The 24,431-nt window shown below is 71.4% G+C and carries 15 protein-coding genes; 7 read left to right on the top strand and 8 right to left on the bottom strand.

The features are described 5' to 3' along the window. Positions 1–58: 58 nt before the first annotated feature. Entirely contained in the window at positions 59–199 is a 141-nt protein-coding gene (locus ACZ6TV_RS23230) for a hypothetical protein (RefSeq protein WP_465299316.1), read from the top strand. Between the two features lie 54 nt (positions 200–253). On the opposite strand, the gene fusA is transcribed toward ACZ6TV_RS23230, so the two are convergent. Then, positions 254–2,245 carry an elongation factor G gene (fusA, locus tag ACZ6TV_RS23225; protein WP_465299315.1) on the bottom strand — a complete coding sequence of 664 codons (1,992 nt, stop codon included), beginning with the start codon at positions 2,243–2,245 and terminating at the stop codon, positions 254–256. 194 nt (positions 2,246–2,439) lie between these two features. Then, the gene (locus tag ACZ6TV_RS23220) at positions 2,440–3,720 is read right to left on the bottom strand and encodes an MFS transporter (protein ID WP_465299314.1); all 1,281 of its coding nucleotides are present in this window, start codon (positions 3,718–3,720) and stop codon (positions 2,440–2,442) included. A gap of 100 nt (positions 3,721–3,820) precedes the next feature. Here ACZ6TV_RS23220 and ACZ6TV_RS23215 point away from each other — a divergent pair, with 100 nt between their 5' ends. After that, complete coding sequence (locus ACZ6TV_RS23215) at positions 3,821–4,399, top strand: hypothetical protein (RefSeq protein WP_465299313.1); 579 nt, start codon at positions 3,821–3,823, stop codon at positions 4,397–4,399. A 76-nt stretch (positions 4,400–4,475) separates the two neighbouring features. On the opposite strand, the gene ACZ6TV_RS23210 is transcribed toward ACZ6TV_RS23215, so the two are convergent. Both ACZ6TV_RS23210 and ACZ6TV_RS23205 read right to left on the bottom strand, forming a co-directional pair. Beyond that, a complete protein-coding gene (locus tag ACZ6TV_RS23210; RefSeq protein ID WP_465299312.1) occupies positions 4,476–4,910 on the bottom strand; it encodes a hypothetical protein in 435 nt (144 codons plus the stop codon). A gap of 8 nt (positions 4,911–4,918) precedes the next feature. Then, entirely contained in the window at positions 4,919–11,845 is a 6,927-nt protein-coding gene (locus ACZ6TV_RS23205) for a polymorphic toxin-type HINT domain-containing protein (RefSeq protein WP_465299311.1), read from the bottom strand. A 312-nt stretch (positions 11,846–12,157) separates the two neighbouring features. On the opposite strand from ACZ6TV_RS23205, the gene ACZ6TV_RS23200 reads away from it, so the two are divergent. Beyond that, positions 12,158–16,690, top strand: coding sequence for a LamG-like jellyroll fold domain-containing protein (locus ACZ6TV_RS23200; RefSeq protein WP_465299310.1), 4,533 nt, complete (start codon positions 12,158–12,160; stop codon positions 16,688–16,690). A gap of 81 nt (positions 16,691–16,771) precedes the next feature. On the opposite strand, the gene asnB is transcribed toward ACZ6TV_RS23200, so the two are convergent. Further along, positions 16,772–18,676 (bottom strand): asparagine synthase (glutamine-hydrolyzing), encoded by a 1,905-nt coding sequence (gene asnB, locus ACZ6TV_RS23195; RefSeq protein ID WP_465299309.1) that lies wholly within the window; start codon positions 18,674–18,676, stop codon positions 16,772–16,774. Between the two features lie 114 nt (positions 18,677–18,790). Between asnB and ACZ6TV_RS23190 the strand changes: the two genes are divergently transcribed. From ACZ6TV_RS23190 to ACZ6TV_RS23175, 4 genes are all read left to right on the top strand, one after another. Further along, complete coding sequence (locus ACZ6TV_RS23190; RefSeq protein WP_465299308.1) at positions 18,791–19,480, top strand: response regulator transcription factor; 690 nt, start codon at positions 18,791–18,793, stop codon at positions 19,478–19,480. After that, the gene (locus tag ACZ6TV_RS23185; RefSeq protein WP_465299307.1) at positions 19,477–21,129 is read left to right on the top strand and encodes a sensor histidine kinase; all 1,653 of its coding nucleotides are present in this window, start codon (positions 19,477–19,479) and stop codon (positions 21,127–21,129) included. Before ACZ6TV_RS23190 ends, ACZ6TV_RS23185 begins: the two co-directional genes overlap by 4 nt. 49 nt (positions 21,130–21,178) lie before the next feature. Next, positions 21,179–21,541: a hypothetical protein gene (locus ACZ6TV_RS23180; RefSeq protein WP_465299306.1), complete on the top strand. Its 363-nt coding sequence runs from the start codon at positions 21,179–21,181 to the stop codon at positions 21,539–21,541. Positions 21,542–21,606: 65 nt separating this feature from the next. Beyond that, positions 21,607–22,686: a hypothetical protein gene (locus ACZ6TV_RS23175; RefSeq protein WP_465299305.1), complete on the top strand. Its 1,080-nt coding sequence runs from the start codon at positions 21,607–21,609 to the stop codon at positions 22,684–22,686. A 4-nt stretch (positions 22,687–22,690) separates the two neighbouring features. Here ACZ6TV_RS23175 and ACZ6TV_RS23170 read toward each other — a convergent pair whose 3' ends face one another. The 3 genes from ACZ6TV_RS23170 to ACZ6TV_RS23160 all read right to left on the bottom strand — a co-directional run bounded on the left by ACZ6TV_RS23170 (position 22,691) and on the right by ACZ6TV_RS23160 (position 24,423). Further along, positions 22,691–23,047 (bottom strand): tetratricopeptide repeat protein, encoded by a 357-nt coding sequence (locus ACZ6TV_RS23170; protein ID WP_465299304.1) that lies wholly within the window; start codon positions 23,045–23,047, stop codon positions 22,691–22,693. 35 nt (positions 23,048–23,082) lie between these two features. Next, positions 23,083–23,910 carry an alpha/beta hydrolase gene (locus ACZ6TV_RS23165; RefSeq protein WP_465299303.1) on the bottom strand — a complete coding sequence of 276 codons (828 nt, stop codon included), beginning with the start codon at positions 23,908–23,910 and terminating at the stop codon, positions 23,083–23,085. Positions 23,911–24,033: 123 nt separating this feature from the next. Continuing rightward, positions 24,034–24,423: a VOC family protein gene (locus ACZ6TV_RS23160; RefSeq protein ID WP_465299302.1), complete on the bottom strand. Its 390-nt coding sequence runs from the start codon at positions 24,421–24,423 to the stop codon at positions 24,034–24,036. Between the last annotated feature and the right edge of the window lie 8 nt (positions 24,424–24,431).

Below are 24,431 nucleotides of genomic sequence, written 5' to 3'. Positions count from 1 at the left end.
CACCTGGGGACCGCGGCCCGGGAGTAGGATGTCCCGCAAGTCCGTATAGGGAGATCCCGTGACTTCCGACGAAGAGCCCGAGACGTCCGATATCCACGACGGTGGCGCCAGCACCACCGGCTCCGGTGCGCTGATCCTCTACGCGGTGATCGGCGTGCTGGTGATCGTCGGCTTCTTGTATTCGGTGATGAGCCGCTGACGTGTTCGCAGGACGGCGCCGCCCGGAATCGCTCCGGGCGGCGCCGTTGTTTGCTCAGCCGGTGCCGGCGGGGGCCGGCTGGTAGCCGGCCGGCCTGGTGGTGAACGTGCCCCGGCCCTGGGTGCGGCTGCGCAGCCGGGTCGCGTAGCCGAACAGCTCCGCCAGTGGCACGGTCGCCGTCACGACCACCGTGCCGGGGCGGGTGGTCGAGTCGGTGACCCGGCCGCGGCGGGCCGCGAGGTCACCCAGGACCGCGCCGGCGGCGTCGTCGGGCGCGGTCACGGTGACCTCCGCGACCGGCTCGAGCAGCGCCATGCCGCTCTGCCGCAGCGCCTGCTGCAGGGCGAGCCGCCCAGCGGTGCGGAAGGCCAGCTCGGAGGAGTCCTTCGAGTGGGTCTGGCCGTCCACGAGCGTCACCCGCACGCCCGTCACCGGGTGACCGCCGAGCGGACCCTCGGCGAGCGCGTCGCGGCAGCCGGCCTCGACCGCCTTGACGTACTCCTTCGGGACCCGCCCGCCGACGACCGCCGAGCCGAACACGAACGGCTCGTCCGCCGGGGCGACGTCGATGAGCACGTGCGCGTACTGGCCGGCGCCGCCGTCCTGCTTGACGTGCCGGTACAGCAGGCCGCTGACCCCGGCGACGACGGTCTCGCGGTAGGAGACCTGCGGGCGGCCGACGGTGACGGACACGCCGGAGCGGCGCAGCGTCTCCACGGCCACCTCCAGATGCAGCTCGCCGAGCCCCGACAGGACCGTCTGGCCCGTCTCCGGGTCGCCCCGCACGACCAGCGACGGGTCCTCGTCGACCAGCCGCGCCAGGGCCGCCGACAGCCGGTCCGTGTCGGCGGCGGCACGCGCCTCCACCGCCACCGACACCACGGGCTCCGTCGTCGCGGCCCGCTCCAGTACCAGCGGCGCATCGGGAGCGCAGAGGGTCGCGCCGACCTTCGCGTGCTTGACGCCGACGACCGCGACGATGTCGCCCGCGGCGGCGGTGTCCAGCTCGGTGTGCCGGTCCGCCTGGACGTGCAGGATCCGGGCGACCCGTTCGGTGCGGCCGGTGCCGGTGTCGAGCACGGTGGCTCCATTCGCGATCGTGCCGGAGTAGACCCGGACGTAGGTGAGGCGCCCGGTCGTGGCGGCGTGCACCTTGAAGACCAGGCCGGCGAACGGCGCGTCCACGGTGGCGGGGCGCTCCGGGTGGACCGGTGGGACGTCCAGCGGCGACGGCAGGTAGGCCACGACCGCCTCCAGCAACGGTTCGACGCCGCGGTTGCGGTACGCCGAGCCGCACAGCACGACGACGGCGGCCCTGGCGATGGTCAGGTCCCGCAGCGCGCCGCGCAGCGTGGCGTCCTTGAGGGCGTCATCGGCGACGAACTCCTCCAGGGCACCGGCGTGCAGCTCGGCGACCGCCTCCTCCAGCGCCCGCCGCCCGGCGTCCAGCGCCGCCGGGTCGGGGACGTCGACCTCGGTCATCACCCCGTCCCGCCAGACGAAGGCGCGGCGGGTCACCAGGTCGACGACGCCGGTGAAGGCGTCCTCCGTCCCGATCGGCAGCTGGACGACCAGCGGCGTCACGTGCAGCCGCGCCCGGATCGAGCCGACCGCGGCGGCGAGGTCGGCGCCGGCCCGGTCGAGCTTGTTGACGAACGCGATGCGCGGCACCCCGTGCAGGTCGGCCTGGCGCCACACCGACTCGCTCTGCGGCTCGACCCCGGCGACCCCGTCGAACACGGCGACGGCGCCGTCGAGGACGCGCAGCGAGCGCTCGACCTCGGCGGAGAAGTCGACGTGGCCGGGTGTGTCGATGAGGTTGATCCGGTGGCCGTCCCAGGTGCAGCTGACGGCCGCGGCGAAGATCGTGATGCCCCGCTGGCGCTCCTGGGCGTCGAAGTCGGTGACGGTGGTGCCGTCGTGGACCTCGCCCTGCTTGTACGTGGCGCCGGTGAGGAACAGGATCCGTTCGGTGGTGGTGGTCTTGCCGGCGTCGACGTGGGCGAGGATGCCGATGTTGCGGGTCGTAGCCAAGTTGGTGCGCACGGCTCTGCGGCCTTTCAGAGAATCTGAACAGGGCAGCGCGATTACCCCGCTCGCCTCGGGAGCAGGGTCCAGCCGGTGCAGCCGCGCGGGCTTACACCAGCGGGCAGGAAGACACCAGGATCACCTCGTGCCGGGACTGGGGGACGACGACGCGGTAACGCATGGCTCCCCCTTCCTCAGCACGGTACGCAGGATCATACGGACGCCGGCGCCGCCGGGGGAACCGCTTTTCCGCCCCGCAGCGCGTACACCCCGGCGAGGACCGTGCCCACGCAGAGGGCGGCCGAGCTCAGCGCCAGGGACCAGTGCACGCCGATCGCGGCGCCGAGCAGCCCGACGGTGAAACCGCTGCCGGCCCGCAACCCCTGCGCGGACACGCCGTAGACGCCGATCACCCGGCCCCGGTCGGCGGGCGGCGCGAGCAGCTGCACGACGGTCTGCCCGATCGACATCGCGGCCAGGTTCGCCACCCCGCCGACCACCAGCAGCGCGACCGCGAGGGGGTAGCTGGTGGTGACCGCGAAGCACAGGCTGGTGACGCCGTACACGGCGGTGCTGACCACGGCGGCGAGGACGGTGGCCTTCACCCGGCCCGTCGCCTCGAGGAGGAGCCCGCCGAGGACCCCACCGGCGCCGTTGGCGAACAGGAGCACGCCGTAGGCGAGGCTGGCGCCGTCGACGCCCTCCCCCGCCGGGGCGCCGCCGGCCCCGAGGTCTTGGGCGAAGATCGGCATCGCGGACTGCATCGACGCGCCGACGAAGAACGACCCGAGCCCACCCAGGATGATCATGCTGACCAGCGTGTGGTTGCCGCCGACGGCCTTGAGCACCCGCACGGAGTCCAGGATCCCGACCCTGGCCCGCGGCGCCCCGTGGTCGCGGGTGTGCCCGGTGAACTTCGTGCGGAACAGGAACAGCGTCAGCGGCAGGAAGAACAGCACGTTGACGAAGATGCCGGCGGTCGCGCCGAGCCCGAGCAGCAGCGCCGACCCGACGACCGGGCCGAACAGCACGCCGAGGCTGCGGAACGTGGCGTTGAGCCGGACCGCGCTGGGCAGGTCCTCGTCACCGACGAAGTCGTGCAGCATCAGCTGCTCGCCCGGCCCCCACAGCGACCCGGCCAGGCCGTGCAGGACGAGCAGGACACACGCGTGCCACACCTGCAGCGTGCCGGTGACGAACAGGACCCCCCACGCGACCGACACCGAGGCGAACAGGATCTGCGCGGCCTGGATGACCCGCCGGCAGTCGAACCGGTCGGCGAGCGAGCCGAAGTAGACCGAGAACAGCAGGAACGGCACCCAGTGGCTGATCACCTGGAACCCGGACAGCGCCGGGGAATGGAACTTCTCCCACAGCACCCAGTACGTGATGACGTGCTCGATGTTGTCGGCCATCATCGACAGCGCCGCGCCGAACAGGTAGGGCCGGCAGTCCTTGTTGCGCAGCGCGGCGAACTTCCGTGGCGTCTTCACTGCAGGCTCCGCGCGCATGCCCTCCAGCCTCCACCCCGCCCGAGCCCGCCGTCCCGGCCCCGCGCCGTGAAGTGATCACCGCCTCAGTACGATGCCCGCCGTGAACTTCCTCCACTCGGCCGGCTGGGCATTCGTCGGCCTCGTCGCGACCCTGCCCGCGGTGTGCGTCGCCGGGGTTCTCGGCGGCCGGCAGGGGCTCGGCTGGCTGGTGCTCGGCATCCTGATCGTCTCCGTCGGCGCGGTCCACGGCTGGTGGACCTACTCCTCCGGGGTCGGCGACGCCACCTGGGTCGGGACGCGGGGTGTCGGGCTCTTCCTGGCCGCGTTCACGCTCGGCGCCGCGTTCTCGATCTGCCCGCTGTACATGGCGGTGCACGGCGTCCCGGCCGTCGGCGTGGTCAGCTCCGTGGTCGCCATCGACGAGGACCACCGGGACAACCCCGACATCGAGCTGGCGGGCTGGGGCGAGCTGCGCTACCCGGCGGACCGGACCCCGCGCGTCGGCGACTACACCCAGATCCGCTACGACCCGCGCGGCTGGTTCGTCACCACCGGCCCTGACCCGTGGGGCTTCATCGGCGCCGTCGTCGGCACCTTCACCGTCGCCGGCGCCATCGGCACCGTCCTGTGCGGCGCCCTCGGCAGCATCGGCGCCCACCGCCGCACCGCCACGACGTAGCGTCCTTCGTCGCTGCCCGGCCGGTGGCGGGGCGGCCCTCCGGCCACTCCGCCACCAGCACCGCGGTGATCCCCGCTCAGGCGACCCGCGCCTCGCCGCCGACCCGGAGGCCGCCGGCGAGCGCCAGCCAGCGCAGCGCCTCGAAGGGGATCGGGTCGTCGTCGTGCTCGAGTTCGACCACCATCCGGAGGCCGTCGTCGTCGACCCGGACCTCGCCGAGCGTCCAGAACTCGTTGTCCGGCGAGAACCAGTGCAGCCAGCTCGACGCCGTCCAGCCGGAGTCCCGCTCGAAGGCCAGCTTGTCCGGCGCCGCCCGCCACTGCGCGAGCCACGCCTCGGCCTCCTCCATGGTCCGCTCCGGCGAGAACGCCTCGGCGAGCCACCGCGGCGCGCCGAGCAGCACACCGTCCAGATCGTCGTCATCGTCGTGGTCGTGGTCGCGGAGCGTCACCAGCAGCTCCGCGATCTCGCGGACCCGCTGCCGCGCACCGGGCTCACCGACCAACTCCACGCGTGTCCTCATCCGACCTTCCCACTGCCCGGCACGATGTATTCCAGCATCAGCTTGATATTGAACGGCTTCAGACCGTACTGGTCCGTGGCGGGGTGGTCGACGGAGATCGGCCTGGTCGGGAACTGCTTCGACATCGACTCCGGCACCATGTCCTCCCGCAGGTACTCCAGGAACTCGCGCCGGACCTTGAACGTCTTGATCACCGAGTCGGCGTGGCCCTGTGCCAGTCGCTGCGCCAGGAACTCCTCCGCGCGCGCCCTGTTGTCGAAGCCGACGAAGAGCGTCTTCTTGGCGCCACGGATCAGCACCGAACCGTCGTCGTGGATCCGGACCCGCTCGTTGGCGGCACCTTCCACCCGGTAGACGGTGACGTCGCAGTTGTGCACCAGCACCGGCGTCGCGCCGGCGACCACGTAGTACGTGTGCGTGTCTTCGACGGTGAGGTTGTGCACCGTGGCGACAGCGCCGTACGCGACGACCGCCAGCACCCGGACCCGGGCACCGTCCGGCGCCAGGAGGTAGTCGCCCGCCCGCAGGCCGGAGGCGTTGCGCCACTCGGACTGGGAGGCGACCCAGACCGGGTGGTGGTCCGTCGCGGTGAAGGTGGCCGTCTGGTCACCGGTGTCACCGTCGACGTCGACGGTGACGTCGACCAGCACCTTGTCACCGGTGCCGTCGATCGTGGTGGTCACCGACCTGGTCCCGGTGCCGCCCGTCGCCGGGTCGGTGGCGACGACCTCGTCGCCGACCCGCACGGTCTCGATGGCCTTGGTGGTGCCGTCGGCCATGAGGACGGGCGTGCCGGGAAGCAGGCTGTTGCAGGTGTCGGCGGCCTTCCCCGCGTCGGCGACCGCCTCACCGGCGTCGTCCGCCGCGGCCGCGACCTCGTCACCGCTCTTGGCCGCCGTCTCCGCGACGTCGTCGGCCTTCTTGCCGGCGGCCTCGGCGGCGGCCGCCGCGTCGTCCGCCTTCTTCAGGATGCCCTTCGCCCAGGCGAGCTTCTCCTTGAACGCGTTCCACGCCTTGTAGGCCTTCTTGATCGCGCCGGCGATCTTCGGGATCTTGGCGACCTTGGCCCAGGGGATGACGTTGCTGGCCAGGCTGATGCAGCCGATGACGTCGCCGTCGATGCAGCCGAGCAGGTCGTTGATGCCGAGGACCTCGAGGATGATCTCGCCGCCGGCGTCGATGACGATGTCGAGCAGGCCCTGATCCTTGATCTTCTTGGCCTTGTCGATCTCCTCCTGCGAGACCCCGCCCGTGTTGCTGTTGCTGTTGGAGGTCGTCGTATTGGTGTTGCCGCCGGCGGCCTGCTTCTCCTCGCGCTTGCGCTCCATCACCTCGCCGTCGGACTCGGTGCGCCGGCCCGACGGGTCGCTGTTGGAGACCGGGCTGTTGTTGGCGTACGAGTAGCCCTGCATCATCTGCGGGTTGTAGAAGTCCTGCTCCGGGTCGACGGAGATGAACCTGCCGAGGACCGGGTCGTACTCGCGCGCGCCGAGATGCGTCAGGCCGGTCGGGTCCTGCTCGCCGCCGAGGTACCCCTTGGTCGTCGGCCAGCTCGCGGGCTGGGCGCCCCGCTGCTCGCCGAACGGTGTCGAGCGGCGGACCGAGTACTGCTGGGTGCCCTCCTTGATGACCAGGTTCGTGGTGCCGAGGTGGTCGGAGCAGGACCAGGTGAGACCCGTGCTGTCCCGGACGGCGACGAGCTTGCCGGCGTGGGAGTAGTACCGGGTCGTCTTCGGCGTGCCGCCGGCCGTGGGCAACCGCAGGTCCTCGGTGCCGAGGAACAGCGTGGCGCCCGACGCGTCCTTGCGCACGACCCGGTTGCCGTTGGCGTCGTAGATGTACTCGGTGCTGTTGCCGGCCTCGACGACCTTGCTGAGCTCGCCTTCCTTGCCCCAGGTGAGCTCCTGCGGCACGCCGGTGGCGCCGAGCCGGTTCGTCGTGTTGCCGAGCTCGTCGTAGCCGTACTGCAGGTTGCGGACCGTGCCACCGGCGTCGGTGATCTTCACGCCGGTGACGGAGTGCGGCTGCGCCGGGTCGTCGTACTTGTACTCGTTGAGGACGTTGCCGGCCGTGGTGTGCTGCGTCTGGGTCTGCCGGCTGCCGATCTTGTCGTAGGTCCAGCTCGTCCAGTACGGCGCGGGCCCGGCGAGGGCGCTTGCCGCACGGGTCGCCCCGCAGTCCCCGGACGTGGGTGTCCACGCCTCGGTCAGCCGGTTGCGGTGGTCATGGGTGAAGCACTGCGTGTCGCCCGATCCCGCCGCGAGACCGGTGTCCTTGATCTTGTTGATCAGGCCCTTGGCGTCGTACTCGTACTTGACGTCGGACAGCAGCGAAGGTGCGGTCTGCGCGTAGACGGAGGTGCCGTCCAGCCGGCGGGTGCCGTCGGTGTAGGTGTACGTCTGCGTGACGACCTTGCTGAGCTCCTGCTCCGGCCCGTCGAAGTCGAGAGTGAGCCGCTCGACCTCGCTGTACTTGGTGTAGTCGGTGGCGGAGACGTAGTAGCCGAGCGACGAGTAGGTCTGCGTGGGCAGGCCCAGGTCGTTGTAGGAGTACCGCACCTGCTCGGCGTCGAGGTCGCCACCCGCCTTGGGGTAGGTCGTCGAGGCGACCGACCCGTCCACGTTGTAGGTGAACGACGTGTCGTACGCGCCCTGGAACGGCACGGTCTTGCCGCTCGGCGGGAGGATCTGCAGCCGGGTGGTCAGCGGCCGGTAGCCGGCGTCGAAGCTCGTGACGCCGGTGATGTACTGCGCGCCGTCGACGTAGCGCACGGAGCGCGACGGCAGCCCCTTGAACCCGGCCGGGTCGTAGAACATCTCGGTGCGTTTCGCCCCGGTCACCGAGCCGTCGTGGGTGGACTTGAGCCGGCCCAGCTTGTCGAAGACGTACGCGATCACGTTCTGCCGGGCGTCCTTGCTCGTGACGAGCTGACCCGCGTCGTTGTAGGTGAACTCCGAGTCGCCCTGGTCCGGGTCCTCGGTCTTGACCAGGCGGCCGCGGCTGTCGTAGTGGTTCCTCCAGACGGTGCCGAGCGGGTCGGTGACCGTCTCCAGCTGGCCGGACCTCGTGTACGTGTAGCTGGTCTCGTCGCCGTTGACCAGGTCGGTCAGGTTGGGGTGCTGGATCACCTTCAGCGTCTGACCGCGGGCGCCCTTGACCGTCGTGGCGGCGGCGCCGGCGGGCGGGACGACCGTGGTCTTCTCCGCGCGGTAGATGTTCGTGGTGCGCCACTGCTCCACGCCGAGGCGGTAGAAGGCCTCGACGGTGGGGCGGCCGGCGGCGTCGTACTCGGTGACGTTCATGCCGGGCACGACGTTGTCGGCGACGCCGAGCAGCTCGGCGGCCGGCGGGTCGGCGTTGTAGTAGGCGCCGTACTCCTTGACCACCTTGCCGCGGGAGTCGTAGATGGTGTCACTCATGATCCGGCCGCCGCCGGGCGCCGGGACCTGGGTCTGCCGGGGCCGCAGCAGGCCGTCGAAGATGTCGTACGTGGTGGTGTAGTTGCCGTTGGGACCGAGGGCCTTGGTGGCCGTGACGATCGGCTTGTCGGCCTCGACCCGGTAGGTGAACTCCGACATCGGCCCGTAGGAGGACCTGGGGCGGTCGATCGACCACGCCTTCGACAGCCGGCCGAGCGGGTCGTACTCCAGCTCGGTGAAGCGGTTGTTGGCGTCGGTCTGCCTGGTCGCGAGACCCCAGGCCGGCTCCAGGGTCAGCGAGGAGACGTGATCCAGCGCGTTCTTCGTCTTCACCTGGGTGACCGGGCCACCGGTCGACGGCACGTACTCGGTGGTGGTCGTGTAGTTGTTCGTGTCGGTGCTGGTGGTGCCGCGGCCGTAGCCGTCGACGGTGACCTTGCCGACGGTGTAGTACTCCGGCTGGCCGCCCACGTAGCCGCGCAGCGTGCGGGACTCGGTGGCGGCGCCCTTCGTCGGCGCGACGCCGTAGTCCTGGCCGTCGTACGAGGTGAGCGCGTCGGAGAGGACGTCGTCCGGGCGGGTCACGGTGGCGCCGCACGATACGGAGACCACCTCGGTCCGCGACGGGCGGTTCATGATCCATTTGTCGGTGTTGCGCACGTACGTCAGGCGGGTGCACTTGTCGTCGGCGGTGGTCGTGATGTCGCCGAGGTCCTCGACCTGGTCGGCCATGCCGTGGGCGTCGAAGTGCTTGCTGGTCTCCATCCGCTGCCAGGTGTTGTCGGAGCGCAGGCTGCGCACGACGGTCCGGCTGGTGTCGACCTTGCGGGCGGTGACGTTGGCCCAGGTCCGGTTGCGGGTGGCGGTCGCGCCCGAGCGCCACGGGTCGGTGACGGTCGAGGAGACCTTCACGCCGCCCGGCCCGTAGCCGATCTCCTCCCGCGGCATGCCCGCGTACTCGTCCTCGTCGGCGTACGTGCCGCCGAAGGAGTCGGTGACGGAGACGCTGCGGTAGTTGTTCGTGCCCGGCAGCTTGTCGCCGTTCATGCCCTGGAAGTAGCGCACCTCGGACACCGAGGGCGTGGTGTTCGTGGCGCCGGTCGTGGTGCGCACCAGCGGGTAGCCGCGCCACTGGCCATAGGTCTTGTACTTGGGGTCGACAAGGCCGTCGTTGTCGTCGAGCCGCCACGCGGCCGAGCCCACGTAGTCGTAGTGCGTCACCACCGGCGGGGAGCCGGCGACGCGGTCGGTCTCGACGACGTCGGTGACCACGTACTTGTGGAACCAGTCCGTATCGGTGAGCGTGTCGCTGCCCGGGCGGGGCGACTTCACCGGCATGCACCGCTTGGTGTTGGACTCCGGGGCCGGCAGGCCGGCGGCATAGGAGCACTCGGGCGCCGAGTAGGCGATGGTGAGCTGGCCGCCGGTCTCGTTGTTGATGCGGTTGACCCGCCACCAGTTCATGGTGGAGTTGGTGTCGTTGTCGCGCATCACGCGGTTGGACAGCTGGATGCCGTCGAAGTTGATCTCGGGCAGGGAGGCGTCGCCGCCGACGTGGCCGGTGTGGGTGATCGCCTCCAGCCACAGGCCGGCCCGGGTGCCGTCGCCCGGCGAGGGGAACTCGTGCCGCAGCGTCCACGAGTCGACGTTGCGGAAGCCGCCGGCGCCGTCGGACACCTGGGTGGTGATCTTCGCCAGCCGCTTGGTGGTCCAGAAGGTCGGCGACCACTTCTCGTCACACGGCGCCGCGTCGCACTTCTGGTCCAACGGCGTGTCGGGGTAGTTCTCCGGGTGGCCGTAGTCGCAGGCGGAGCCCGGGATGCAGCGCTCCGCCTCCTGGAACAGGACCTGCGCGATCGGCGTGGCGGTGTAGATGTTGTCCGTGCGCTGGCCGTACTCGGCGCGCTTGAGCCAGCCGCCACGGGTGTAGGAGACCGGCTGGTCCTTCTTCAGGTTCAGCGCGTAGAGGTTGCTCTCCTTCTCGTACCAGTACGTCATGACGTTGCCGTACGGGTCGATGACCTGGTCCAGCTGCCACCGGTAGGCCTGCTGGCACCAGGATCCGGCGTAGTTGCCGGCCTTGTAGCACTGCTCGCCGGAGTGGTTGCCGAAGACCGGCATGGTCCAGGTGGAGTTGGTCTCCCGCTTGCCGTCGCTCCAGCCGTCGAGACGGTTGCGGCCCATGAAGTACTGGGTGCCGTCGCTGGTGGTGACCTTCCAGTACTCGCCGTTGTTGTCGCCGTTGCCCGCGCCGGTCAGCAGCTCGATCTTCGAGCCGTCGTCGCTGCGCAGCTTCCAGACGCCGGTCGCGTCGTCGCGGACGAGCTCGCCGCCCTTGCCGTTGAGCGAGATCGTGGCGTTCTCGGTGCCCCAGCACTGGTCACCGGTCTTCTCGGTGCCGTTGCTGTCGGTCATGTCCTCGGCGCACGGCTTGTACCGCCGCTCGATGAAGCCCGGGTGGAAGTCGAACCCTTCGCCGATCATCGACGGCTGGTTGTTCGTGGCGTTCGAGCGGCCGTCCATCGACGACGAGGAGTAGTCGAGCGCGATCGACGGCACCGGCCCGCCGATCGCCGGCGGCACCCGCAGCGGGTAGCTCCAGCCGAAGTTGCCGGTCGGGTTGCCGCCGCTCCAGGTCGCCGACGGCGAGAGCGAGGTGGCCGCGAAGGACCCCGACGGCGACGACGCGCCGGCGACCGCCGCGAACAGCGCCCCGGACGACCCCGACAGGGCCGCGATGGACGAGTCCTGCATGCGGTGCGGGACCGCGCCGGACCGCGCCGGCAGGGTCACGTCGGCGGTGAGCTTGCCGGCCTTGGCGTCGTTGCGGGCGCCGACGACCTCGACCGGGCCGCAGCCCGCCACGCCGGGGCTGGTCAGCGCGCATTCCGGCAGCCGGACCAGGCGCAGCCGCTGCGACCAGTCGCCGCCGTAGGCGTTGCGGAACGAGGAGTAGTCCAGCTCGACCGAGGCGGCCGCCGCTGCGGTGCTGCCGTCGGCGCGGGCGATCCGCCAGACGGGGCCGCCGGTCCGCGCCTTCGCCGCGACGGCCGGGGCCAGGAACTCCACCCGCAGCTTGCCGGGCGTCAGGCCCGCGCCGCGCAGCTGCGCGTCGGCGGGCGCGCCCACGGACAGCGGCGACGTGCCCGCCTTGACCCGGGCCGGGGACTTCCCGGCGGTGGCCGGCAGCGCGGTCTCGGCGCTCATCGCGGCGGGCAGCAGCGCCGCGCCCTGGTTGCCGTGCAGCGCCGCGGCCATCGCCGGGTCCGCCTCGCGCGGCAGTGCCGGGACCGCACCGCCGGGGACCGACTGCTCGACCTTCAGCGGCGGCGGCGCGAGCGGCGCCGCGAACGCGGGCCCCTGGCCGAGCACTGCGGCGAACGTCAGGATGACCGCGCAGGCGATGCCGTCGCGGAGCCTGCGGCGCCACGCGACCCGTCCAGGAACGACCGGCGGGTCGATTGATTGTCCAAAGTGGACTGTGGGCATGCTGCTGCCGCGCACGGCGACCCTCCCCGTCAGAGCTGTCGATGCGACGCGCACGCTACGGCCCATGTCGATCTCTGGTCAAGGGGTCACAAAATCGGGCCGAATGTGAGAAGCTCCGCGCGGCCTCCCGCGTCAGAGGCCGTCACGGGGAGGAACGCCAGACGCCATAATGCCAGGTCAGCACGCTTTCGCGCCGGACGTGAACCGGCCCGTCGCCGTGCCCTTTTGAATCCACAGTAGACAGTCATCTTGATCACACCCATCGAGGCCGCCCGCTACGGACGGCCTCGATCCGTGCTGCGCCCGTCCGGTCGAAAGAAGGAAACGTTGAACTTGCATCGATGGAAGAGGCGGCGACTGATCGTCGCCGGCACCACCCTGGCGGTCGTCGCCGGGCTCGGCGTCGCCGTGCTGGCGCGATCGGGGACCGGCCGGGACGATGCCGCGGCGCGGTACGCGGGCGTCACCGAGCAGCCCGACGAGCGGTCGGCGTCGGTCGTGGCGGCGGCGACGAAACGCCGTATCGAGGTCGGTGACCTGCGCTCGCCGTACGGTCAGGTGTTCGCGGAGCCCAACGGCGAGTTCACCGCCGAGCAGGGGATCGAGCCGGTCCGCGCGCGGAGGGCGGACGGGTCCTGGGGCGCCATCGACACCACGCTGCAGGCGCAGGCCGACGGCACGTACCGGACGACGGCGACCGCGGCGGCCGTCACCATCTCCGGCGGCGGCACCGCGCCGGTGATGTCATTGCGCGACGGGCACGGTCACGAACTGTCACTGACCTGGCCGGCGCCGCTGCCGAAGCCGACGGTGGCCGGCGACACGGCCACGTTCGCCGAGGTGCTGCCCGGCGTCGACCTGCTGGTGCGCGGCGACCGGACCGGCGCCCGCAAGGTGCTGCTGGTCAAGACGCCGGAGGCGGCGCGCAGCAAGGAACTGCGGGAGATCTCGTTCGGGCTGCGCACGGTCGGGGTGACCGTCAAGGAGAGCGGCTCCGGGACCCTGTCCGCCACCGACGCGGCCGGCAAGCTGGTCTTCGCCACGCCGACGGCGAGCGTCTGGGACGCCACCACCGCGGTCAGCGAGACCGGCACGAAGCAGACCGGCGAGTGGGAGCCGTCCGACGCGGCGAAGGTCGGCCGGGTCGGCGTGCGCGTCGACGGCGACCGGCTGCTGCTGACCCCGGACCGGGCGGTGCTGGAGGCGAAGGACGCGGTCTACCCGCTGCGCATCGACCCGCAGTTCAACTGGGCCGGGCAGAACGCGTGGCAGCTGGTCAGCACCCAGGACACCGGCAAGTCCTACTGGAACGGCGGCGACCGGCCCAGCGACCCCGAGGGCAAGGTGTCGGTCGGGCGGACCAAGACCGGCGGCGACGAGTACAACTTCCGCGCCTTCATGCGCTTCGACATCGGGTTCTTCCGCGGCAGGCAGGTCCTCGACGCCGACTTCTACACGGTGATGAGCTACTCCTGGAGCGGCTCGTGCACCCAGACGAACTACAAGCTGGGCATCTACCACTACAGCGGGATGCAGCCCGGCCTGAACTGGAACAACCACGGCGGCGGCTGGGGCGGTCAGCTGTCGACCCGCAGCGAGACCTACGGCCACCCGTCCGGCAGCTGCCCCAACGACCTGCTCGTCGCCACCGACGTCACCGGCCTGGCGCAGACGGCGTCCAGCCAGGGCTGGGGCGACATGCAGTTCGGCCTGCGCAGCGAGAACGAGTCGTGCGACAGCGTCCACTGCATGGGCTGGCGGCGCTTCAAGGAGGCCGGCACCGCGCCGGACGGCGGGGCGGTCATGCGGCTGTCGGTCCGCTACAACGCCGTGCCGAACGCGGCCTCGGACATCAAGGTCGACGGCCGGCCGTGCAACGGCGCGATCACCGTCGGGGCGGGCGCCTCGTACGCGGTCAGCGCGCTGCTCAGCGACCCCGACGGCGACAACGTGCAGGGCGTGCTGCACGTCTTCAACCCGGACATGTCGGTCAACAAGCTGCTCGACAGCGGCTACATCGGCAACAACACCCGGGCGAACTGGCAGGTCAGCTCGTCATGGCTGGTCAGCGGGCGGACCTACCCGATGCAGGTGATGACCAACGACACGGCGGCCAACTCGTGGAGCGCCATGTGCAACCTGACGATGGACAACACGCCACCGGCGGTCGCCGACGTCGACTCGACCGAATACCCCGATGACGCCGCGCCGCACGGCAGCGTGGGCCGCACCGGTGAGTTCCTGGTCAAGGTGCCCGTCGACGCGGTGAAGATCCTGTACGGCGCCAGCGACCCGCCGACGAAGGAACTGACCGTCAACGGGGTCAACAGCACGGTCCGGCTCACCCCGACCGCGCAGGGCGTCAACTTCGTGCACGTCAAGACGGTCGACGCGGCCGGCAACCTGAGTACCACGTACCACTACCAGTACGTGGTCGGCGCCCCCAGCGACCCGGTCGGGCACTGGAAGCTCGACGAGGGCACCGGCTCCACGGCGGCCGACACGGCGTACGCCGGAAACCCGGACGACGTGAACAAGCCGCTGTCCATCACCAGCACCGGCGGCGGCCTGCAGTGGGTCACCGACTCCGGCGACGCCAAGATGCTGCACGGCACCTACCTGCGCGGCAACGGCGCCAACCAGCGGGCCAGCACCACCGGACCCGTGCTGGACACGACCCGCAGCTACACCGTCGCCGCATGGGTCCGGATGCCAGAGGGACGGGACACCAACGAGCCGGTCATCAGCCAGGGCGGCAGCCAGGTCGGCGCGTTCGGCCTCATGTACGGGATGAACAGCCGCTCCTGGGTGTTCCAGGTGTCCCGGAGCGACTCCACGGCCGACAGCGGGCAGTGGGCGTACGCGGTCGCGCCGGACGAGGCCCAGTACGGCGTCTGGACGCACGTCGCCGGCGCGTACGACGCCGGAAGCAACAAGGCGTTGCTGTACCTCAACGGCGTGCAGGTCGCGTCCGCGAACGTGAGCGCGACCTGGAAGGCGAACGGCCCGCTGGACATCGGCTCCATCATGTGGGCCGGGCAGTCCGGCAGCCCGTTCAACGGCGACATCGACGACGTGCGCGTCTACAACCGCCTGGTCCAGCCCGCCGAGTTCCTCGCCGCGACGAAGCGGGCCGAGCAGTGGCTGAGCTTCGACGACGGCCTGACCACGACCGTGGACCGCACCGGCCACGAGCGCAACGGTGCCCTGTGGGACTCGGTCATCAGCCCCGGGTTCACCGGGCACGGCGCGACCTTGAACGGCTCGATCAGCCAGGTCGTCACCAACGGCCCGTCGGTGCGCACCGACGGCAGCTTCACCGTCAGCGCCTGGGTCCGGCTCAACCGCGGCGAGAACTGGCAGACCATCGTGAGCCAGGACGGCGACCGGGTCAGCGCGTTCTTCCTCAAGTACAACGGCGGCACCAAGCGGTGGGAGTTCCACCTACCGGGGCAGGACTCCGACAACCCGACGTGGCACGGCAGCGTCCAGTCCTCCGGACCGGCCCGCATCGGTGAGTGGACCCACGTCGCGGGCACCTACAGCGCGGAGAACCACCAGATCCAGCTGTGGGTCGACGGTGCGTCGCAGGGCACCGCGACCATCCCGCCGATGTGGAACGCGACCGGAGAGCTCGCGGTCGGCCGGGGGCGGACGGCGGGCAACAACGTCGACTGGATGTACGGCGACATCGACGAGGTCATGATGCACACCGGTGCCCTCAACGCACAGGAGATCGCCGTCCTGGCGGACCGCACCCTGCGCCTGCCGGCGTCCCAGCAGCTCAGCGGCGACTTCACCGGCGACGGCAAGTTCGACTCCGTGGTCATCCAGGGCTATCCCGACCAGCAGATGAAGCTGTGGCAGCTCACCACCGCCACCGGCCAGCAGCTGGAGAACCCCATCCAGGTGTGGGACAGCCAGGAGGCGCCGTGGGAGATGCCGACGGGCTGGCACCACGACGGCGCCCGGTGGAACGCCGCGGACTTCAACGGCGACGGCAAGGCCGACATCTCCGTGGCGTTGCGCAGCGACGCCGATGAGGGCGGCGTGTGGGTCCGCAACACCCAGGTGTGGATCTTCTACGCCAACGGCGCCGGGTTCGACTACCCACAGATGGTCTGGAGCAGCACCGACGGGACGTGGCCGCTGGACCACCTGAAGGTCGACGCCGGTGACGTCACCGGCGACGGCAAGGGCGACCTCGTCGTCATGCGCGAGGACGGGCCGGTCGGCTTCCACATCTACACGCTCGCCGGCACGGCCTCCGGGCTGCTGCCGCCGGCCCAGTGGTACGGCCTCGGCCCGACGGCGACCAACGCGGACCCGCGCCGCATCACCAACCGGGTCGCCGACTTCGACAACGACGGCAAGGCCGACATCATCCAGCTGTACCACCAGGACGACTCCGGCATGTCGATCTGGGTCAACTACTCCGACGGCACCCAGTTCACCGGCCGGACGAAGTATCTCGACCCCAGCACCGACTACTACTCGATGCAGCTGACCAAGGCTGTCGTCGCCGACGTCACCGGCGACGGCAAGGCCGACGTGGTGACCTACAACGACTTCGGCATGCACAGGGTGCTGCACGTCTTCGCGTCCAAGGGCCGCAGCGGCATCGCCACGGGTGCCGTGTGGACCGACACGGAAACCTGCACCGGCTGCACCACGGCCATGGACAGCTGGGCGGACCTGCAGTTCGTCGCCGGCAACTACGACGGCGACGCCGACAAGGACCTTCTCGCGATCCGGACCACGCAGGGCAGCAAGCAGTTCACCCTGTGGGGCTTCATGTCCACCGGCACCGGATTCTCCGCGCCGGTCGCACGCTACGTCAGCGGCCCGAACGGCCTCTGACACCACGCACCGCACCACGGCGGGCCGGTCCTCTCCCGAGGGCCGGCCCGTGCCGCGTCCGGCGGGGCAGGCGGCACCGGGTCAAGCTCCTGCCCCGGCAACCAGCGCTCGACCACCCCCGTGCCCGCGATTCTGGCCCCCGGGTACGACAGAAGCCGGGGACGACGCGGTCCCGTACCAGAGGCAGAACATCAGCACCGTCCAGAGCTTGCGGGAGTGGTCGGCGTCGCCGCGGCGGTGGGCGGTGAGGAGGCGCTGGACGTGGCCGAGGTCGAGCAGGTGGTCGACGCGGGAGTCGGCGAACATGTCGCCGGCCCAGGCGCCGATCTCGCCGCGCAGCCAGACCCGGGTCGGGGTGGGGAAGCCGAGCTTGCGCCGGTCGACGACCGCGTCCGGCACGATGCCGCGCATCGCCTCGCGCAGCGCGTACTTCGTGGTGCGGGCCAGCTTGAGCGACGTCGGCAGGGACGCGGCGGCGGCGTAGACGGCCCGGTCCAGGAACGGCACCCGCAGCTCCAGCGAGTGTGCCATCGAGATCCGGTCGGCCTTGGTGAGGATGTCGCCGGGCAGCCAGGTGTGCAGGTCCACGTACTGCATCGTGGCCACGTCGTCGAGACCGGCGGCCGCCTCGTACAGCGGCGCCGTGACCGACGTGTGCGGGTCGGCGGGGCCGCGCATGAGGCGGGCCTTCTCGGTGGTGCCGAAGATGCGGGCGTTGCCGTAGTAGCGCTCGTCGATCGGGGTGGTGGCGCGGTCCAGGAAGCTCTTGCCGCGCACCCCTTCGGGCATGACCGCCGAGACGGCGCGCAGGCCGCGGCGCAGGGTGGCCGGCAGGGCGGCGACGCGGGCGAGGGCGGCCGGCTCGCGGTAGATCTCGTAGCCGGCGAAGAGCTCGTCGGCGCCCTCGCCGGACAGCACGACGGTGACGTCTCTGGCGGCGGTACGCGCGAGGAACCACAGCGGCACGATCGCCGGATCCGCGACGGGGTCGTCGAGGTGCCACACGATGCGCGGCAGGGCGGCGATCACGTCGGCGTCGTGAACGAGGGTCGCGGTCAGGTCGACGCCGAGCGCGGCGGCGGTCTCCGCGGCGGCCTCGATCTCGCTGTAGCGCTCGTCGTCGAAGCCGACGGTGTACGTGCGGATCCCGGGATGCTTCTCGCGGGCCAGCGCGACCACGGCGGTCGAGTCGATGCCGCTGGACAGGAACGCGCCCAGGGGCACCTCGGACTGCAGGTGGGCGTGCACGCTGTCGCGCAGCGCATCCCGTACGGCGGCGACGGCGTCCTGCTCCGGTCGCGCCACCGGCCGCAGTACATGCCGGAAATATGCAGAAATGTCGGTGGTGTCGGGTGTCCAGGTCAGGACGTGTCCGGCCGCGAGCCGGCGGATCGCGGGGTGCAGGGTCGCCGGCTCCGGCACGTACTGCAGCGTCAGATAGTGCGACAGCGCCGCCGTGTCCACCCTGGTGGCCGTGCCGGCGAACGGCAGCAGCGCCTTCTTCTCGCTCGCCAGGTAGATGCCGTCCGCCGTGCTCAGGTGATAGAGCGGCTTGATCCCGAACGGGTCCCGGAAGGCGTGCACCGTGCCCGTCGCGCGGTCCAGCGCCACGATCGCGAACATGCCGCGCAGGCGCCGGACCGCCGACGGCCCCCAGTGGTGCAACGCCGCCGCGAGGACCTCCGCCTCCCCCTCGGTGGCGAAGACCGCCGCGTGGTCGCGGACCAGTTCGGCGCGCAGCTGCAGGAAGTTGTAGATCTCGCCGTTGAACACGACCGTCCACGCGCCCCACGTCACCGGCTGCCGGCCGTGCGCGACGTCGACGATGGCGAGCCGCTGGAAGCCGAACGCGGCACCGCCCCGCACGTCCAGGGTCGTCTCGTCGGGTCCGCGGTGGCGCAGCAGGTCCAGCGCGGCGGCCAGCTCGTCGGCCGCGACCTCGCCGGCGGCGCCGTCGGCACTCACGTACACCAGGAATCCACACATGCCGGTGATGGTGCGGAGCCGGTGGTTGGGAACTGATGAAGAAGTGTGCGCCGGATCGAAACCCGAAGGAGGTTTCGCAGGTTCTTCACAACCGGCGCGCGACAATGATCGGCGATGAGCGCACGGATCCTGGTCGCCGAAGACGACCCGAAGCAGGCCGAGCTGATCCGGCTGTACCTGGAGCGGGACGGCCACAGCGTGCTGACCGTCCCCAACGGCCGGCTGGCCCTGGAGCAGTGCCGGTCCCGGCGGCCGGACCTGCTGGTCCTGGACGTGATGATGCCGTTGGTCGACGGGCTCGACGTGTGCCGGATCATCCGCGCCGAGTCGACGGTGGCGATCCTGCTGGTCACGGCCCGCTCCACGGAGGACGACCTGCTGCTCGGGCTGGACCTCGGCGCCGACGACTACATGACGAAGCCGGTGTCGCCGCGGGAGCTGGCCGCCCGGGTCCGGGCGCTGCTGCGCCGCTCCGGCATCGGCAGCCCCGGCCACCAGCAGGTCCTGCACGTCGGGGACCTCGTGGTGGACGCCGGCCGCTTCGAGGTCCGCGTGGACGGCAGCACGGTCGTGCTGACGGCGAAGGAGTTCGGGATCCTGGAGCTCCTCGCCGGCGAGCCGGGCCGGGTGTTCACCCGCGGCGAGATCATCAACCGGGTGTTCGGCTTCGAACGCGACGTCTCCGAACGTACCGTCGACGCGCACGTCGTCAACCTGCGCCGCAAGATCGAGTCCGACCCGGCGGAGCCGCGCTACGTGCAGACGGTCTACGGCCGCGGCTACCGCCTGAACGAGCAAGCATGAGCTTCAGATTCCGGGTTTTTGGTTTGGTACTGCTCGTCGCCGTCATCGCGATCGGGGTCACCGCGTGGCTGAGCGTGCGGCTGACCAGCCTGCAGATCGCCGAGTCGCAGCAGACCGCCACCCGCAACGAGGTCACCACGGTCGCGGCGATGCAGGCGTACGCCCTGCGGCACGGCACCTGGGCCGGCATCGACTCCCTCGTCGGCCGGCTGTCCAGGGCCAACCAGCAGCGGATCCGGCTGACCAACCTGTACGGCCAGGTCACCGTCGACAGCGACCACCTCGCCAACCGCGCCGCCCGCCCGGTCGTCAGCCCGCCCGCCCTCATCGACCCGCGGCCGACGCTGAAGTTCCCCCAGGACATGCTCGCCTCCGTGCCGTCGGCCGGCGAGGAGAAGACCGGCGTCGGCAAGCTCGAGCACGTGACCCTGCTGGAGCTGGTCGAGTTCCGCCAGACGACGCTCTTCGCCCGCTGCCTCACCGACCTGCAGGCCGTGCCGCCGCCGGTGAACCTCAACGAGTACGGCATCCCGGTCGCCACCGCGGACGTCGCCGACGACCACGGCTGCCACCAGCAGGCCACCGTCTCGACCAACGAGGAGCAGCCCGGCGACGGGCCGTTCGTCGCCCGCTGCCGCGCCGAGAAGGACCGCGCGCAGTGCCTGATCAGGACGTTCGGCGAGCGGGTCGTCGCCTTCACCCCGGAGCCGTTGCAGCTGTACCTCGGCGCCGTCGACGACGACGCCACGACCCTGCTGAGCCGTCCCGGCCTGGCCGCCGGGGGCGGGGTGCTCGTCCTGGTCATCCTCGGCACGGCCCTCATCGCCCGGCATGTGAGCCTGCCCGTGCGCGATCTCACCGCGGCGTCCCGCCGGCTCGCCGACGGGCACCTCGACACCCGGGTCAGCCGGGCCGGGCGCGACGAGCTCGGCCAGCTGTCGGACTCCTTCAACCGGATGGCGGCCGCGTTGCAGGCCTCCGAGCAGGCGCAGCGCCGCCTCGTCGCCAGCGTCGCGCACGAGCTGCGCACGCCGCTGTCCAACCTGCTCGGCTACCTCGAGGCGCTGCAGGACGGGCTCGTCCCGCCGAGCCGGGAGCTGTTCGGCTCGCTGCACGACGAGGCCGAGCTGCAGCGTCGGATCCTCGACGACCTGCAGGACCTGACGCTCGCCGAGGCGGGGCATCTCACGTACCGCCGCAGCGACTTCGACCTGGCGGACCTCGTCGACACGGCCAGGGTGGCGCACCTCGCCGTCGCCGAGGCGGCCGGCGTCCGCCTGACCGCGGAGACCGCCGGCCCGCTGCCCGTCCACGCCGACCACGACCGGCTCCGCCAGGTGCTGGGCAACCTGATCGGCAACGCCATCCGGTACACCGACCCCGGCGGCCATGTCGCCCTGCGCGCGTTCCCCGAGGCGGACCGCTTCGCCGTCGAGGTCAGCGACACCGGCTGCGGCATCGCCGCCGACGACCTGCCGTTCGTCTTCCAGCGCTTCTGGCGCGCCGACCCGGCCCGCGACCGCGCGACCGGCGGCAGCGGCCTGGGCCTGACCATCGCCCGGCAGATCGTCCTCGACCACGGCGGCGACCTCACCGTGCAGAGCACGCTGGGCGCCGGCTCGACGTTCCGCTGCACCCTGCCCGCCTGAGTCGCGACACCGACAACCGCGGCCGCGGAATGATCAATACAGTGCAGTCATGTTCGACAACCGGCGGATCCGCAGGCACGGCATCGGCGCGCAGGCGCTGGTGCTGTCCGCGAAGGAACACTCCACGTTCAGCTCCAACGAGAAGCCCAAATACGACTTCGTCCTCGAGGTCCGGCCCGAGGGCCGGGCACCGTTCCAGGCGACCGTCAGGCAGGCGTTCTACATCGCCGAGCGCAAGCCCGTCGAGGCGGACGTGATCGGCGTGAAGTACGACCCGTCCAGCCTGAAGGTGATCCTCGACCTCGACGGCGACCCGCGCTTCGACCTCGAGGCGATGCAGCGCCGCACCACCGAGATGAACCGGGAGACCCGCCGGATTCTCGACGCCCGCCAGGACGGCACCCTGGGCTGACGGGCCGGACCTGCCACCCGGACGACGGACATCCGGCCGGTCCGCGCGGTGACATGATCGCCGGCGTGCTGGTCGAGCGTGGGTCGCGGTGGGCGGTGGTGGTGTTCGCCGCCGCGCATCTGCTGGGGTTGCTGAGCGGGCATCCGGTGCCGTGGACGGGGTCGCTCACGGCGGTGTCGTTGCTCGTCGTCGCCTCCGCCGCCATGGTACGAGCGGCGACCGGCCCACTACGGCGTGCTTCGCTCGTGGCCGGGCTCGGCGCGGCGGCCGGGCTGGTCGCGTGGGTGGAGTACCGCGGCGGCGGGATCGGCTGGCCGTTCTTCCTGACCGCTGCGCCGGAGGGTGGCGCGGACGCGTGGATCGAGGCGGGCCTGATCGTCGTCGCGGTCGCGGGGCTGTCGGCGGCGGCGGTGCTGCCGGAGCGCGGCGGCGAGGACCGGCTGCGGGCGCTGCGGGACCGTCTCGCCGCCTGGTACTCGGAACGCCGCGCCGGGGTCCTCGACCTGCTCGCTCCCCCGCCGGAGCCGGTGGCCACCGGCCCGGTCGTGCTCGACCTCGGCCTCCTCCAACCGCACGGCACCGCCCCGGAAGACCCCGGGCCGGAGCGGCAGACGCGGAGACGGTCGTTGCCGGGGCCGGCGACGACCGTGACGGTGCTGGCCGCCGCGGCCGCCGTCGTGGTCGCCGCGTGGCCGATGTGGTGGCCGGACTTCTGGGGTCAGATCCCGGTCGTCGACTCGCCGGACCGCGCGGAGATGCTGCTCGCGACCGTGCCGGTGCTGCTCGCCGTGGCCGCCGCGACCGTGGCCGCGGGCCTGGGCGTGCGCGCTCCCCGGAAGGCGTGGGTCGCGGTCGCGTTCGTCCTCCTGGCCGTGCCGGTGGCGTGGCACCGGGGGGCGGATCCGCGGTTCAGCCCGGACCCGCCGCCCTCGGTGATCGTCCTGCACAGCTACCGGTACGTGGAGACGGCCCCGCCCCAGGGGGACCTGCCGCCGGCGCAGCTGCACCCCGGCGTGGTCGAGGCCGCCCTGGCCACCGAGCCGGCCGGCGACGACGCGGTCATCGCCGCCGCCGGGCTGCTCACGCTCATCGCGCTCACCGCGGCCCTGCTCCCGGCGACAGGTCGCCGGGAGCTGCCGGGCTAGACCGTCAGCAGGCGCCCTCGCAGCGGCGGACGGCGTCGGCGTAGTCGGGCACGGCGGCCATCGCCGCCGCCAGGCGCAGGAACGGCAGCGCCTCACGCTGCCTGCTCTGCCGCTCCAGGGTGCGGCCGAGCAGGTGGTGGGCGTAGTGGTCGGTCGGGTCGCGGTCCACCAGGGCGCGCAGGTGCGTCTCGGCGCGGTGCAGCTGCGCCGAGGCGAAGTAGGCGCGGGCCAGCCACAGCCGCACCTCCGCGTTGCCGGGCTCCTCGTCCAGCACGGTGGCGAGGATCTTCGCGGCCTCGATCGGGTCGCCGGCGTCGAAGTAGAGGACTCCCCTGCGGTATTCGGCCATGACGTCGTTCATGACCGGAATCAACCGTCCGGGACGCCGGGACATTCCTAGTGGCTCTTCAGCCACCCGATCAGGTCGTCGAGGACGCGGTCCTGCTCGGGCTCGTTGAAGACCTCGTGGTGCAGGCCCTCGTAGATGTGCAGGGTGAGGTCCTGCGAGCCGGCGGTGTCGGCGATGAGCCGGCTGCCGGCCGGGTCGACGAGCTTGTCCGCCGCGCCGTGCAGGACGAGCGCCGGCAGCGTGAGCTCCGGCAGGCGGCGCTGGAACTCGGCCATCTGGGTGAGCATGGCGCCGCCGACGCCGGCGGGGACCTTGCCGTGGTAGACGAGCGGGTCGGCGTCGTAGGCGGCGACGACCGCCGGGTCCTTCGAGATGTACGCCGAGTTGAGCGCCTGCACCGGCGTCGCGGGCGCGATCCGGCCGAGGACCTTCGCGACGGCGATCGCGGGCTTGCCGATGCCGGAGCCGGGCACGACCGGTGTGCCGGACAGCGCGAGCGCCCGCAGCGACGCCTGGTGGTCCAGCGCGTAGGCGAGGGCGATCATCGCGCCCATGCTGTGCCCGATGAGGAACGGCACCTGGCCGGGGTGCCTGGTGGCCACCTCGCCGAAGAGCAGGTGCAGGTCGCCGGTGTATTCGTCGATGCGGCGCAGATACATCCGCTTCCCGCCGGACCGGCCGTGGCCGCGGTGGTCGGGGGCGTAGACGGCCAGGCCGAGCTCGCCGAGCCGGGCGACGACGTGGTCGTAGCGCCGGGCGTGCTCCCCCATGCCGTGGGACAGCACGACCACACCCTCGACGCTGGGCGGCGTCCAGGCGTCGTAGACGATGCGGACCCCGCCGCCACCGGTGAAGCTGAGCTCCTCACGCTGCATGGCTGAATGGTCCGCCCTCAACCAATGCGAAGCAAGCGACCGGCCCCCGCGAGACGCCGCCTCGGACGGATGCGAGGCAAGGCTGCCCCTGCGCCGTCCGCAAGAAACGGCGCAGGGACAGGCTCAGGACGCGGCGCGCTCGGCGGCGCTGCGCTCCACGCAGAACTCGTTGCCCTCGGGGTCCAGCATGGTGACCCAGCCGGTGCCGTCGGGCTTGCGGAAGTCCCCGGAGATGGTCGCACCCAGCCCGAGGATCCGCTCCACCTCGGCGTCCCGGCCCGCGTCGGTGGGCTGCAGGTCGAGATGGATCCGGTTCTTGACGGTCTTGCCCTCGGGCACCTGGATGAACAGCATCCCGGTGGAGCCGTCCGGTGCGTTGAGCGCCGCCTCGGTGTGCTCGGGCAGGTTCGGATCGTCGGGATCCTCGCGGAAGCCGGTGACCGCGGCCCAGAACAGGGACAGGTCGTAACACTTGGCGCAGTCGACGGTGATGTGCCTGATGCGAACGGTCATAGGACCAC

The organism is Dactylosporangium sp. NPDC051087 (assembly GCF_055586325.1).
Note: the sequence above shows the minus strand (reverse complement) of the source record. Positions and strands in the feature narration are given on the sequence as shown.